11 protein-coding genes are annotated in these 14,366 nt (G+C 70.6%); 4 read left to right on the top strand and 7 right to left on the bottom strand.

Annotated features, from left to right (window positions below):
• Window positions 1–276 precede the first annotated feature (276 nt).
• On the top strand, window positions 277–1,962 hold the full coding sequence (locus GH740_RS06550) for a glycerol-3-phosphate dehydrogenase/oxidase (protein ID WP_153745268.1): 1,686 nt from the start codon (window positions 277–279) through the stop codon (window positions 1,960–1,962).
• Window positions 1,963–2,022: 60 nt separating this feature from the next.
• On the top strand, window positions 2,023–3,558 hold the full coding sequence (gene glpK, locus GH740_RS06545; RefSeq protein ID WP_367640913.1) for a glycerol kinase GlpK: 1,536 nt from the start codon (window positions 2,023–2,025) through the stop codon (window positions 3,556–3,558).
• Between the two features lie 3 nt (window positions 3,559–3,561).
• Here the strand turns inward: glpK and GH740_RS06540 are convergent, their stop codons facing one another.
• From GH740_RS06540 to trpS, 3 genes are read right to left on the bottom strand one after another with little or no spacing between them, the layout of a single operon-like run.
• Window positions 3,562–4,425 carry an Fpg/Nei family DNA glycosylase gene (locus GH740_RS06540; protein ID WP_153745267.1) on the bottom strand — a complete coding sequence of 288 codons (864 nt, stop codon included), beginning with the start codon at window positions 4,423–4,425 and terminating at the stop codon, window positions 3,562–3,564.
• Window positions 4,426–4,456: 31 nt separating this feature from the next.
• Window positions 4,457–5,011, bottom strand: coding sequence for a GNAT family N-acetyltransferase (locus tag GH740_RS06535; RefSeq protein ID WP_153745266.1), 555 nt, complete (start codon window positions 5,009–5,011; stop codon window positions 4,457–4,459).
• Window positions 5,012–5,051: 40 nt separating this feature from the next.
• Entirely contained in the window at window positions 5,052–6,062 is a 1,011-nt protein-coding gene (gene trpS, locus GH740_RS06530; RefSeq protein ID WP_367640910.1) for a tryptophan--tRNA ligase, read from the bottom strand.
• Window positions 6,063–6,290: 228 nt separating this feature from the next.
• Here trpS and GH740_RS06525 point away from each other — a divergent pair, with 228 nt between their 5' ends.
• Both GH740_RS06525 and ppsA read left to right on the top strand, forming a co-directional pair.
• Window positions 6,291–7,148 carry a pyruvate, water dikinase regulatory protein gene (locus tag GH740_RS06525; RefSeq protein ID WP_253941272.1) on the top strand — a complete coding sequence of 286 codons (858 nt, stop codon included), beginning with the start codon at window positions 6,291–6,293 and terminating at the stop codon, window positions 7,146–7,148.
• Window positions 7,149–7,162: 14 nt separating this feature from the next.
• The gene (ppsA, locus tag GH740_RS06520) at window positions 7,163–9,550 is read left to right on the top strand and encodes a phosphoenolpyruvate synthase (RefSeq protein WP_153745265.1); all 2,388 of its coding nucleotides are present in this window, start codon (window positions 7,163–7,165) and stop codon (window positions 9,548–9,550) included.
• Window positions 9,551–9,571: 21 nt separating this feature from the next.
• Here the strand turns inward: ppsA and GH740_RS06515 are convergent, their stop codons facing one another.
• The 4 genes from GH740_RS06515 to sdhA are packed head-to-tail and all read right to left on the bottom strand — an operon-like array spanning window position 9,572 to window position 14,335.
• Complete coding sequence (locus GH740_RS06515) at window positions 9,572–10,441, bottom strand: exodeoxyribonuclease III (protein WP_367640907.1); 870 nt, start codon at window positions 10,439–10,441, stop codon at window positions 9,572–9,574.
• 10 nt (window positions 10,442–10,451) lie between these two features.
• Complete coding sequence (locus tag GH740_RS06510; protein WP_367640905.1) at window positions 10,452–11,702, bottom strand: YihY/virulence factor BrkB family protein; 1,251 nt, start codon at window positions 11,700–11,702, stop codon at window positions 10,452–10,454.
• A gap of 57 nt (window positions 11,703–11,759) precedes the next feature.
• A complete protein-coding gene (locus tag GH740_RS06505; RefSeq protein ID WP_153745264.1) occupies window positions 11,760–12,530 on the bottom strand; it encodes a succinate dehydrogenase iron-sulfur subunit in 771 nt (256 codons plus the stop codon).
• Window positions 12,530–14,335, bottom strand: a complete 1,806-nt coding sequence (gene sdhA / locus GH740_RS06500; protein ID WP_367640903.1) for a succinate dehydrogenase flavoprotein subunit — start codon at window positions 14,333–14,335, stop codon at window positions 12,530–12,532. The genes GH740_RS06505 and sdhA overlap by 1 nt, the downstream gene beginning before the upstream one ends.
• Window positions 14,336–14,366 lie beyond the last annotated feature (31 nt).

The raw sequence follows: 14,366 nt of genomic DNA, 5'->3' as shown, positions 1-14,366 counted from the left end.
GCGCGCTGCACGTGCTGCCTCCCATCCGGACTCGCGATGGCTGGCCATCGCATCACCGTCGGTCCCGGAGTTCCACCGGGTCGACCGCGGCCGCATCGAGGATGCGACGCCGCGGTTCGCGGACTGTCACCGCCGGTTCGGATTCTCACCGACCCCGGAGCACGTTGTGCTCCCGAGTCTACCCAACGCAGCAGGTCCCGGATCCTTCCCCCCGCGGCCGCGCGCGTTCAGGCCGTTGTGACCCGGCCCACGTAGCCTGGGGCCAGGGAGGACAGCATGCACGGCACTTTGCAGCGGGACGGCTTCGCCGCGCTGGCGGCAAGGCCATACGCGGACGTTCTGGTGATCGGCGGCGGCATCAACGGCATCGCCACGTTCCGCGACCTCGCGCTGCAGGGGGTGGATGTCGCCCTCGTGGAACGCGATGACTTCGTCTCGGGCTCGTCCGCGGCCTCCAGCCACATGATCCACGGCGGCATCCGGTACCTGGAGAACGGCGAGTTCCGGCTCGTGCACGAGGCCGTCACCGAGCGCAACATGCTGCTGCGCACCGCTGCGCACTACGTCCGCCCGCTGCAGACCACTATCCCGATCTTCTCGACGTTCTCCGGAGTGCTGTCGGCGCCGTGGCGGTTCGTCCGGCACCGGGCCACCAGCCCGCGCGAGCGCGGCGCCCTGCTGATAAAGATCGGCCTGGTCATCTACGACTCGTTCTCCCGAGGCGGGGGCCGCGTGCCCAAGCACACGTTCCACGGTCGGCGCGGATCGCTGCGGCGGCTGCCGCGCCTGAACCCGGACGTGCGGTACACCGCGACGTACTGGGACGCGTCGCTGCGCAACCCGGAGCGGCTCGGACTGGACGTGCTCCGCGACGGCGTCGCCGCGGGGGGTGACCGGGCCCGGGCGGCGAACCGGACGGCGGCGGTCGCCGCGGACGACGGCCGGGTCGTGCTGCGGGACGCCGCGACCGGCGATGAGGTCCGGTTCACGGCATCCGTCGTCGTCAATGCGACGGGACCGTGGACGGACCTCACGAACGCGGCCCTGCACGAGCCGACCCGGTTCATGGGCGGGACGAAGGGCTCGCACATCGTCCTGGACAACCCCGAGCTGCTGGCGGCCACCGGCGGCCGCGAGCTGTTCTTCGAGCACAGCGACGGACGGATTGTGCTGATCTACCCGCTGGCGGGGCGTGTGCTCGTGGGAACCACGGACCTCGAGCACGACATGGTGGAGCCGCTTGTGTGCACGGACGCGGAGGTGGACTACTTCCTCGGGCTTATCGGGCACGTGCTGCCCGGCGTCCCGGTCTCCCGCGAGCAGATCGTGTACCGGTACGCCGGGGTGCGGCCCCTGCCCGGGCACGGCGATCTGGCGCCCGGGTTCGTCTCCCGGGACTATCGCGTCGAGGCGAGCCGGATGCCCGGGGATGTCGTGCTGCTGAGCCTGGTGGGCGGGAAGTGGACGACGTTCCGGTCGTCCGCAGAGCACCTCGCCGACCGTGCGCTGCAGGCTCTCGCGACGCCGCGCCGGCGCTCCACGCGCGGCGTGGCGATCGGCGGCGGCCGCGGCTATCCCACCACCGAGCGCACGCGGCAGCAGTGGCTCGCCGACCACGGCACCGGCGTCGGCGTCGCCCGCGCCGGCACGCTCCTGTCGCGGTACGGCACGGTGGCCGCCGACGTCATCGCCGCCATCGTCGCCGACCCCGACGACCGGATGCTGCAGACCGTGCCGGGCTACTCGACCGGCGAGCTGCGGCACCTCGCCCGCACCGAGGCCGTGCATCACCTCGAGGACCTCCTGATGCGCCGCACGACCATCGCGTTCACCGGCCGGGTCACGGCCGCGTCGGCACGGGAGGTCGCCGAGGCCGTCGCCGCGCTGCTGGAGTGGGACGTGGACGCCGAGGTCGCGCGGGCGCTGGCCGCCGTGCACGCGGCCGTGCCCGTGGCATCCTGACCGCCGTGGCCGCGCGGTAGCGTGGCCACACGGCAACCGAACAGTCTGCGAGGAGGCGGCGTGGCAGCGCACGTGCTGGCGATCGATCAGGGGACCACGTCCACCCGGGCCATCGTGTTCGACGCCGCCGGCAGGATCGTCGCGGCGGCGCAGCGCGAGCACGAGCAGATCTTCCCGCGCGCGGGATGGGTCGAGCACGATCCCGCCGAGATCTGGACGAACACGCAGTGGGTCCTCGCGCAGGCACTGTCGCAGGCGGAGCTGACCGCCCGCGACGTCGCCGGGATCGGGATCACGAACCAGCGCGAGACCGCCATCGTGTGGGACCGCCGCACCGGGCGCCCCGTGCACAACGCGATCGTCTGGCAGGACACCCGCACGCAGGACCGCATCGACGCGCTCGCCGCCGCCGACCCCGCCGGCGTGCACCGCTTCGCGGCGACGACGGGGCTGCCGCTGGCGACGTACTTCTCGGCGTCGAAGATCGCCTGGATCCTCGATCGGGTGCCCGGGGCCCGGGATGCCGCCGAGGCCGGCGACCTGCTGTTCGGCACGCCCGACGCCTGGGTGATCTGGAACCTCACCGGCGGCGCGGACGGCGGAGTGCACGTCACGGATGTGACGAACGCGTCGCGCACGCTGCTGTTCGACCTGGAGACCCTGGACTGGTCCGACGATCTGCTGCGGCAGTGGGGGATCCCGCGCGCGATGCTGCCGGCGGTGCGCTCGTCCGCGCAGGTCGTCGGGACGGCCCAGGCGCCGCCGGCGGTCCGCGGCATCCCGATCGCGGGGATCCTCGGCGACCAGCAGGCCGCGACGTTCGGCCAGGCCGCCTTCGACGCCGGCGAGTCGAAGAATACGTACGGCACCGGCAACTTCCTGATCGTGAACACCGGCGAGAAGATCGTGCGCAGCGAGCACGGACTGATCACCACCGTCGCGTACCGTCGCGAAGGGGAGCCGGCGCGGTACGCGGTGGAGGGCTCGATCGCGGTGACCGGTTCGCTCGTGCAGTGGCTGCGCGACAACCTGGGCATCATCTCCCGGTCCGAGGACGTGGAGACGCTCGCGGCGACCGTGGACGACAACGGCGGCGCCCACTTCGTGCCCGCCTTCTCCGGGCTGTATGCGCCATACTGGCGGCCGGACGCCCGCGGCGCCCTGGTGGGACTGACCCGCTATGTGAACAAGGCGCACATAGCGCGTGCGGCGCTGGAGTCCACGGCGTTCCAGACGCGGGATGTCATCGACGCGGTCCTCGCCGACACCGGCCGGGCCCTGCCTGAGCTGCGCGTGGACGGCGGGATGACGCGCAACGACGCGCTCATGCAGTTCCAGGCCGACATCCTCGGCATCCCGGTCGTGCGCCCCGCGGTGGTCGAGACCACGGCGCTGGGCGCGGCGTATGCGGCGGGGCTGGCCACCGGCGTGTGGAGCGGGCTGGACGAGCTGCGCGGCCTGTGGCAGGAGGATCGGCGGTTCGAGCCGGCGATGGCCGCCGACGAACGCGAGCGCCGCTACCGGATCTGGCGGAAGGCCGTCACGAAGTCCCTGGACTGGGTCGACGACGACACCCGGATGCCGGACGAGGCCTGAGCGCTACTTCAGCAGGCGCGACAGCCGCCGGTCGGCCAGGACCTTGCCGCCGGTCTGGCACGTCGCGCAGTATTCCAGGCTGTTGTCCGCGAAGAACACGCTGCGCACGGTGTCGCCGCACACCGGGCACGCCTGGCCGCGCCGGCCGTGGACCTGCATGCCGCGCCGCTTCGCGTCCTTCAGGTCGGCGGGAGGCCGGCCTGAAGCGGTGGCCACGGCATCGCGCAGCGTCGCGATCATTGCGGCGTACAGTCCGTCCACGTCCGCCGCGGACAGGTTCGCCGCCAGTGCGTACGGCGACATCCGTGCTGCGTGCAGGATCTCGTCCGAGTACGCGTTGCCGATTCCGGCGATCACGGCCTGGTCGCGCAGCAGCCCCTTTATCTGCGTGCGTTTTCCGGCCAACAGCGCCGCGAAAGCGTCGCGCGTGAAGCCGGGGTCCAGCGGGTCCGGGCCGAGCCGTGCGATGCCCGGCACGTGGGCCGGGTCCCGCACCACGTAGACGGCGAGCGACTTCTTCGTCCCGGCCTCGGTCAAATCGAATCCCGCGCCGTCCGACAGCGCGACCCGCAGCGCTATCGGCGTGCGTCCGGGCTTGATGATCGTGGCCGGCAGCGCGTCATACCAGCGCAACCATCCCGCCTTCGCCAGGTGGAACACCAGATGGGCGTCGGCATCCGTCGCGACGTCGACGAACTTCCCGTGCCGACTGACACCGGTCACCGACGCATCGCGCAGCGCGTCGATCGGCGGGTCGTACGTCTTCAGTGCGGCGATGTTCGCGACCGTCGCCCGCCGGATCTGCAGCCCGACGATCCGGTGGTCGAGGAACTCGGCCAGGCCCTGCACCTCCGGCATCTCCGGCATGCGCCCATCCTGCCACGCCGCGCCGACGGCGTCAGAGCATCGGCCAGTCCTGCGGCGTACGGTCGTCGTCGTGCAGCAGCGCCGCCATCCACCCGTCGTGCCGGCCGCGCGGGTCGGACAGGCCCTGCCGCAGCATCCCCTCGTACCGGAAGCCCAGGGCGCGCGCGGACCGCGCCGAGGCGATGTTCCCGACCGTGGCCCGCCATTCGATGCGGACGAGGTCCAGCTCGCCGAACGCGACGTCGATCACGGCGCGCGCCGCCTCGGTGAGCAGGCGCTGCCCGCGGGCGGAGGCCGACATCCAGTACCCGATCTCGGCGTCCCCGCCGCGGGTGACGTGCGCGAGTCCCACCATCCCGACCCACCGGCCGTCGCGGTGAACGGACCAGTTCAGGTTCGTGCCGTCCTTCCAGCCGCGCTCGCTGCGCTCGATGAACTCCTCCGCGTCCCGCAGCGTGTACGGCGACGGCAGCGTGGTCCAGCGCGGCACCTCGGGGTCCTGCGCGGCGACGGTGATCGCCGTCGCGTCCTCGGGGGCAGGGCGGCTCAGCACAAGGCGCGCGGTGCGCAGCGTGATCGGTTCCATCCGTCCCAGGTTATCCGGCGGCCGGTGCCGGGCCGCGGCGTCAGAGCGCCACGCGCCGCAGCAGGCCCACCTTGTCGTACACGTCGGCCAGCGTCCGCTCGGCCACTTCGCTGGCGCGGCCGGCGTTGGCCGCCAGCACCCGGTCGAGCTCGGCGGGGTCGTCCAGGAGCGCGAGGGCACGGTCCCGCACCGGCCCGAACTCGTTCACCACGACCTCGGCCAGGCCCTTCTTGAAGTCGCCGTAGCCGCGGCCGGCGTACTCGTCCTCGATCGCCGGGATCTGACGCCCGGTGAGCGCGGCGTAGATCACGAGCAGGTTCGACACGCCCGGCTTGTTCTCGCGGTCGTACCGCACCGAGCCCTCCGAGTCGGTGACCGCGCGCATGATCTTCTTCGCGGTCTTCGCGGGCTCGTCCAGCAGCCACAGCACACCGGCGTCCGACTCCGCCGACTTCGACATCTTCGCGGTCGGGTTCTGCAGGTCGTAGATGCGGGCGGTGTCCTTCTGGATCACCGGCCGGGGCACCTCGAACACGGTGCCGTAGCGGGAGTTGAAGCGCTCCGCGATGTCGCGCGTGAGCTCGACGTGCTGCTTCTGGTCCTCGCCCACGGGCACGATGTCGGTCTGATACAGCAGGATGTCGGCGGCCATCAGGACCGGGTAGGTGAAGAGCCCGACCGTCGTGGCGTCCGCGCCGTACCGCTGCGACTTGTCCTTGAACTGCGTCATCCGGCTCGCCTCACCGAAGCCGGTGATCGTGGACAGGATCCAGGTCAGCTCGGCGTGCGCGGGCACGTGCGACTGCACGTACAGCGTCGAGCGCGACGGCTCGATGCCCGCGGCGATGTACTGCGCGGCGGTGCGGCGGGTCTTCGCCCGCAGCTCGGCAGGGTCGTTCGGCTGCGTGAGGGCGTGCAGGTCGACCACCGAGAAGAACGCGTCGTACGTGTCCTGCAGGTCCCGCCACTGCAGGAGCGCCCCGATGTAGTTGCCGGCTTGGAGGGAGGCGGCCGAGGGCTGCATTCCTGAGTAGAGACGGGGCTTGTTCACCCGTCAATCCTATGGGGCGTGCTGACGGCGCCCGGCGGCCCGCCCCGCCGCCCCGCCCGGCGGTCCCGGCCGATCGCCGCGGACGCACTGCCGGCGCGGAGCGGCGGGGATCTTGTTTCCGCTGAAGAATCGGTCGTTCTTTCGGGGGGAGGTCCGGATAAGACACCCCCTCCGGCCTCCTAGCCTCGGACCAGTCCAGTCCTTCTGCCGTCCACCGTCGGAGCCGTGATGACCGATCCGAGCATGCACCGCGTCGAGGCCGCTCCGCCTCCGGCGGCGACCCGGCGTGCGGTGTACTTCATCTCGGACAGCACCGGCATCACGGCGGAGACCCTCGGCAGCGCACTGCTGGTCAACTTCCCGGCGATCGAGTTCGCGCGCCGCACCATCCCTTTCGTGGACACCGTCGACGGCGCCCATCAGGTGGTCGCCGAGATCCGCGCCGCCGACGCGGCGAGGATGTCGCCGCTGGTGTTCACGACCGTGAAGCATCCGCGGCTGCGCGGCATCATCGAGGATTCTGGCGCTGTTGTGATCGACCTGCTGGCCGGCCACCTCGCCCAGCTGGAGAGCGCGCTGGGCGCGACGGCGTCCCCCGCGCTCGGCCAGTACCACGGCGTCGGCGACATGCACCGGTACCTCGCGCGGATGCGTGCGGTGGAGTATGCGATCGAGCATGACGACGGCCAGAGCGGCCGGGCCCTCGACATCGCCGACGTCATCGTGATCGCCCCCTCGCGGTGCGGCAAGACGCCGACCACGATGTACCTCGCGCTGCAGTACGGGCTTCTGGTGGCGAACTACCCGCTCACCGACGACGACTATCCGACCGTGAGTCTGCCGCGGACCGTCGCCGCGTACCGCGACCGCTGCTTCGGCCTGACGACGACGCCGCTGCGGCTGAGCCAGGTGCGCCACGAGCGGCGGCCGTCCTCGCGCTACGCGAGCCTCGAGCAGTGCACCCTCGAGCTGCGTCGCGCCGAAGACCTGTACCGCCGCAACGGCGTCCCGTTCCTGAACTCCGCGACCAGAAGCGTCGAGGAGATGTCCGCCGTCATCATGCAGACCATGAAGCTGCGTGCCTAACCGGGAGGCCCGAAATGAGCAACATCCTGTGGTTCCACGAGATCGGAATGGGGGACCTCCCGCAGGTCGGCGGCAAGAACGCGTCGCTGGGCGAGATGGTCTCGAACCTGTCCGCCGCCGGGGTGCGCGTGCCCGGTGGATTCGCGACCACCGCCGACGCCTACCGCGCCTTCCTCGCGCATGACGGGCTCGCCGCCCGCATCCACCGTGCGGTGCAGGCGCTGGACATCGAGGACGTGGCGGCGCTGGCCAGGGTCGGCGCCGAGGTGCGACGGTGGATCGAGGACCAGCCGTTCCCGCGCGAGCTGGAGGATGACATCCGGGAGGCGTACGCGACCCTCCTCGCCGACGACCCCGACCCGGATGCCGTGACATGGGCGGTCCGTTCGTCGGCGACCGCCGAGGACCTGCCGGACGCCTCATTCGCCGGTCAGCAGGAGACGTTCCTGAATATCGGGGGCGTGCAGAACATCCTGCACGCCATCGCCCGCGTCTTCGCGTCGCTGTACAACGACCGGGCGATCGCCTATCGCGCGCACCACGGTTTCGCGCATCACGACGTGGCCCTGTCCGCGGGGGTGCAGCGGATGGTGCGCTCGGATGTCGGCGCGTCGGGCGTGATGTTCACGGTCGACACGGAGTCCGGGTTCGATGATGCCGTGTTCGTCACGAGCTCCTACGGCCTCGGCGAGGCGGTCGTGCAGGGCGCCGTCAATCCCGACGAGTTCTATGTCTACAAGCCGGCGCTGCGGGCCGGGCGCCCCGCGATCCTGAAGCGCCAGGCGGGCGAGAAGGCGGTGGCGATGCGCTACGCCGGCGGCAGGAGCGTCGACGCGTCGACCGCGTTCGAGGACGTGCCCGTGGCGGATCGACGGCGGCTGAGCATCACCGACGAGGAGGTCGAACAGCTGGCCCGGCATGCCCTGGTGATCGAGGAGCACTACGGGCGCGCGATGGACATCGAATGGGCGCGCGACGGCGTGGACGGGCAGCTGTACATCCTGCAGGGCCGCCCCGAGACGGTGGTCTCCCGGACCGACGGCGCGGTGATGCGCCGGTTCGTGCTGCGCGAGCGCGGTGAGGTGCTGGCCACCGGCCGCGCGATCGGACAGCGGATCGGCGCCGGTTCGGTGCGGGTGCTGCGCGATGTCGGGCAGATGGACCAGTTCCGGCCCGGGGACGTGCTGGTGGCCGACATGACCGACCCGGACTGGGAGCCGATCATGAAGCGCGCCGCCGCGATCGTCACCGATCGCGGCGGGCGGACCTGTCACGCCGCGATCATCGCGCGCGAGCTCGGCATCCCGGCCGTGGTCGGCACCGGCGACGCCACCCGCACGCTCACGGACGGCAGCGGCGTGACGGTCTCGTGCGCCGAGGGCGATGACGGGCACGTGTACCAGGGGCGGTTGACGTTCGTCGAGGAGGAGACCCGGCTGGACGCGATGCCGGAGATCCCGGTCGATCTGATGATGAACGTGGGCACGCCCGATCAGGCGTTCGCGTTCGCCAAGCTGCCGAACCGGGGCGTGGGCCTTGCCCGCCTGGAGTTCATCATCAACCGGCAGATCGGCATCCATCCCCGTGCGCTGCTGGAGCACGACACGCTCCCCGCGGGCCTGCGAGCGCAGATCGACGAGCGCGTCGCCGCCTACCCGTCGCCGCGTGACTACTTCGTGCAGCGGGTGGCCGAGGGCATCTCGATGATCGCCGCGGCGTTCGCCCCGCACCCGGTGATCGTCCGGATGAGCGATTTCAAGTCGAACGAGTACGCCAACCTGCTCGGGGGAGAGGCGTACGAGCCCGACGAGGAGAACCCGATGCTGGGCTGGCGGGGCGCCTCCCGCTACGTGTCGGGCGATTTCCGCTCCTGCTTCGACATGGAGTGTGCGGCGCTGAAGCACGTCCGCGACCGGATGGGTCTGACCAACGTGAAGATCATGGTGCCGTTCGTGCGCACGGTCGCCGAGGGGCAGGCGGTCGTCGACCTGCTCGCCGAGAACGGCCTGCGGCGCGGCGAGAACGGACTCGAGGTCGTGATGATGTGCGAGATCCCCTCCAACGCGCTGCTGGCCGATGAGTTCCTGGACGTGTTCGACGGCTTCTCGATCGGGTCCAACGACATGACGCAACTGGTGCTGGGGCTCGATCGTGACTCGTCGCTGATCGCGTCGACGTTCGACGAGCGCAATCCGGCGGTGCTGGCGGTGCTCGGGATGGCGATCGACGCGTGCGTGCGGCGGGGGAAGTACATCGGGATCTGCGGCCAGGGACCTTCCGATCATCCGGACCTGGCGGAATGGCTCGTCGATCGAGGCATCCAGTCGATGTCGTTGAACCCGGACACGATCGTCGAGACGTGGATGCGGCTGTCCCGCCATCCGGTGCCCGCCGCCCGCTGAGCGGCGGCGCCGGCCGGTGGGTCAGTGCGCGGTGACGGCGTAGTCCACGACGACCGGGGCGTGGTCGCTCCACCGGGTGTCCCAGGACGGGGCCCGTCCGATCCAGTAACCGCGGACGCGATCGGCCAGCGCGGGCGTTGCCACGTGGTAGTCGATGCGCCAGCCGGTGTCGTTGTCGAACGCCTTGCCGCGGCTGGACCACCACGAGTACGGGCCATCGATTTCGCCGTGGAAGCGGCGCCCGACGTCCACCCAGCCCAGGCCCGTGGCGGCGGTGCCGTCCACAGCCTCGACCGGAGCGCCGGCCGGGCCGAAGAACCGGTCGAAGTACGCCCGCTCGCGTGGCAGGAAGCCGGCCTTCTTCACGTTCCCGCGCCAGTTGCGGATGTCGAGCTCACGGTGCCCGACGTTCAGGTCGCCCATGATCAGCGCCAGTGCGCCGTCGGCGGCCAGTTGCGGCATCCGCTGCTCCATCGCGTCCAGGAACGCCCACTTGTGGTCCTGCCTGGGGGTGTCGGCCTCGCCGGTGGGCACGTACGCGCTGACCACGGTGAGGGTGCGCGCGCCGAGCGCGACATCCGCCTCGATCCAGCGTCCCGCCGAATCGAGCTGGTCCGCCTGCAGTCCCGTGCGCACCGCGGCGACCGGGGTGCGCGTGGCGATCGCGACCCCCGCCCGCCCCTTCGCGAGCGCCTCGTGATCGACGATCTCCCAGCCCGGCAGCGCCGCCCGCAGCTGATCGCCGGTGGCCCGCACCTCCTGCAGGGCCATGATGTCGACGTCTGCCTCGTCGAGCCAGGCGCACATTCCCCGGCGAACGGCGGCGCGGATGCCGTTGACGTTGATGGAGGCGATGCGGACGGTGTCGGGGAGGCGGTCGGGAGCGGGCACGCGTCCCACCCTAACCGCCGCCGCCGACGCTCAGCGAGGCAGGCCCCGCGGGGGAGGGGCGGGCGGCCTCGATCCGGCGGAGGTCCTCGTCGGCGGCGCGCACGGCACGATCGGCGCGCCATCGCCGGAACCGGCCCGCGACCGCACGAGCCGCACGTGCCTCACGCAGCCGGATGTGCGCGGCCAGCAGCAGCGCCTCGTGCTCGGCAAGCAGCCGCTCGGCCGTACTGGGCACACGCAGCGGGATCCGGCGGTCCTGCGCCCAGACAGCGATCCAGGATGCCGCGACGAGGATCACGATCCCGATCAGCCGGAACCAGAGCAGGAACGCAATCAGCACGGAGAACGTGGCCAGCAGCGGGTTCGACGGCGTGTACGCGACGAGGAATCCGAGGCCCAGCTGCAGCACGGCGATCGCCGCACCGCCCAGCAGCGCACCCGGCCAGATCCGCCGCCACGCCAGCGTGGTGCCGCTGAGGAACCGGAACAGCCCCGCGAGCGCGGTGGCGTTGATCGCGAACGCCACCGGCACCGACAGCACCTTCACGGTCAGGGCGGTCCCCTGCAGGGGAAGCCCGGCCAGCCGGAACAGCGCGTCCAGCGCGCCGCCGGCGAGAGCGCCGACGGCTGCGCCGACGAGGAACGCCAGGCCGAACAGCACCGCGGCGAGCAGGTCGCGGGCCTTCAGGAGGACGTAGCTGCGCGCGTCGAACGGCAGGTCGAAGATCACGCGCACCGCCCGCCGGGTGAACGTGACGAACCCGATCGCGGTCCATCCCGCCACGACCAGGGCGACGGCGCCGGTCAGCGCAAGGACCGAGCCGCCGCCGCTCGCGACCGCTGTCACCGCGTCCCGCGACACGAGCCCCGCGGGCGGATCGCCGATCACTCCGGGGAGGATGCGGTTGATCAGAGCGATCATCCGTGCGGTGATCGCGGGGTCGGCGCCCGCCCAGATGCCGAGGGTCGCGAAAGCGACGTAGATCACGGCGAAGATCGCGAACAGGGACTGGTAGCTGATGCTCGCTGCCAGCAGGAAGCCGTTGCTGCGCAGGAAATGCCGCCACACGCGGATCGGAAACCACCCGAGCGTGCGGCGGGTGAGGGCGCTCGCACGACTGATCGGCTCGTCGAACCGCTCCCGCAGACCCGTCGCCGCGGCATCCCACCGCTCGCGCAGCGATTGTTCGTCATGCAGGGCGAGAGCGTCGACCGGGCGCCGGTGCTGCGCCGGCACGCCCCGCTCCCGAGACCCGTCCACGGTCACAGACTAACGAGCGCCCGCCGGATCGACCGGCGGGCGCCCGAGGGAATCGGCTCAGCGGCTGCCGCGCAGGATCGCCTGCTTGACCTCCGCGATGGCCTGGGTGACCTGGATGCCGCGCGGGCACGCCTCGGTGCAGTTGAACGTCGTCCGGCAGCGCCAGACGCCCTCCTTGTCGTTGAGGATGTCCAGCCGCACATCGGCCGCGTCATCCCGGGAGTCGAAGATGAACCGGTGCGCGTTCACGATCGCCGCGGGACCGAAGTACTGACCGTCCGTCCAGAACACCGGGCACGATGACGTGCACGCCGCGCAGAGGATGCACTTCGTGGTGTCATCGAACCGCGCCCGCTCCTCGGCGGACTGCAGGCGCTCGTGGCCGTGCTCGGGCTTGGAGTGCGAGATGAGGAACGGCTGCACGGCCTTGTACGCGTCCAGGAACGGGTCCATGTCCACGACGAGGTCCTTCTCCAGCGGCAGGCCCTTGATCGCCTCGACGTAGATCGGCTTGGAGATGTCCAGATCCTTGATGAGGGTCTTGCACGCCAGCCGGTTGCGGCCGTTGATGCGCATGGCGTCCGAGCCGCAGACGCCGTGCGCGCACGAGCGGCGGAACGTCAGCGATCCGTCCTGGTCCCATTTGATCTTGTGCAGGGCGTCCAGCACGCGCTCGGTGGGGTACATCTCCACGTCGTAGTCGACCCAGCGCGGCTCCTCGTCGACCTCGGGGTCGAACCGACGGATGATGAACGTCACGAGGAACGACTGGATCGGCGGCTCCTCCGCCGCGCCCGGCTGCTCCGACTCGATCACCGCGGTGGACATCAGTACTTCCTCTCCATGGGCTGATAGCGGGTGATGACGACCGGTTTCCAGTCCAGGGTGATGTGATCGGTGGCATCCGACGAATGCGGGTCCCCGGTCAGGTACGCCATCGTGTGCTTCATGTACTTCTCGTCATCGCGCTTCGGGTAGTCGTCGCGCATGTGGCCGCCGCGGCTCTCCTTGCGGTTGCGCGCGGCGTGCACGACGACCTCGGCGATGTCCAGCAGGAACCCGAGCTCGACGGCCTCGAGCAGGTCGGTGTTGAACCGCTTGCCCTTGTCGTCGACGTGCACGTTCTTGTAGCGTTCGCGCAGCTCTTCGATGGTGTCCAGCATCTCGCCCAGCGACTGCTCGGTGCGGAACACCTGCGCCTTCAGATCCATGTCGTTCTGCAGCGTCTTGCGCAGCGTGGCGATGCGCTCGGTGCCGGTGTTCTCGCGCAGGCCCTCGATCATCTCGCGCACCTCGCGGGCGGGGTCCTCGGGCAGCGGCACGAACTCGGCCGTCTTCACGTATTCGACGGCGTTGCGCCCGGCCCGCTTGCCGAACACGTTGATGTCCAGCAGCGAGTTGGTGCCCAGGCGGTTCGAGCCGTGCACGGACACGCACGCGCATTCGCCGGCCGCGTACAGGCCGGGCACGACGTCGGTGTTCGTGCGCAGCACCTCGGCGTTGTTCGTGGTCGGGATGCCGCCCATCGCGTAGTGCGCGGTGGGCATCACCGGAACCGGCTCGACGACGGGGTCGACCCCCAGGTAGGTGCGGGCGAACTCGGTGATGTCGGGGAGCTTGGTCTCCAGCACTTCGGCGCCCAGGTGCGTGCAGTCCAGGTACACGTAGTCCTTGTGCGGGCCGGCACCACGGCCGTCGAGCACCTCCTGGACCATGCTGCGGGCGACGATGTCACGGGGGGCGAGGTCCTTGATCGTGGGCGCGTAGCGCTCCATGAACCGCTCGCCCGACGCGTTGCGCAGGATCGCGCCTTCGCCGCGGGCGCCTTCGGTGAGGAGGATCCCCAGGCCGTACAGCCCGGTCGGGTGGAACTGGAAGAACTCCATGTCCTCCAGCGGCAGGCCCTTGCGCCAGACGATGCCGACGCCGTCACCGGTGAGGGTGTGCGCGTTCGAGGTGGTCTTGAAGATCTTCCCGAAGCCGCCGGTGGCGAAGATGACGGCCTTGGACTGGAACACGTGCAATTCGCTGGTGGCCAGTTCGTAGGCGACCACACCGGCGACCTGCGTGTTGCCCTCGTCGTCCTTCACCGTGATCAGGTCCAGCACGTAGAACTCGTTGAAGAAGTTGATGCCCAGCCGCACGCAGTTCTGGTACAGCGTCTGCAAGATCATGTGCCCGGTGCGGTCGGCCGCATAGCAGGCGCGGCGCACGGCGGCCTTGCCGTGGTCGCGCGTGTGCCCCCCGAACCGGCGCTGGTCGATCTTGCCCTCGGGCGTGCGGTTGAACGGGAGCCCCATGTTCTCCAGATCGATGACCGCGTCGATGGCCTCCTTGGCGAGGATCTCCGCGGCATCCTGGTCGACGAGGTAGTCGCCGCCCTTGACGGTGTCGTAGGTGTGCCACTCCCAGTTGTCCTCTTCGACGTTGGACAGCGCCGCGGCCATGCCGCCCTGCGCCGCACCGGTGTGCGAGCGGGTGGGGTACAGCTTCGAGATGACGGCCGTGTTCGCGTTGGGGCCTGCTTCGATGGCCGCGCGCATGCCGGCGCCGCCGGCGCCGACGATCACGATGTCGAACTGGTGGTAGTGCACGCCGTCCTTGACGACGCCGCCTGCGGGGTAGGTGCTCACGTGTGGAATGCCTTCGTCTCGGGGGTGCGGA

Origin of the sequence: Microbacterium sp. SYP-A9085 (assembly GCF_009649635.1) — a bacterium.
In the GTDB taxonomy this organism is placed as follows: domain Bacteria; phylum Actinomycetota; class Actinomycetes; order Actinomycetales; family Microbacteriaceae; genus Microbacterium.
Note: the sequence above shows the minus strand (reverse complement) of the source record. Positions and strands in the feature narration are given on the sequence as shown.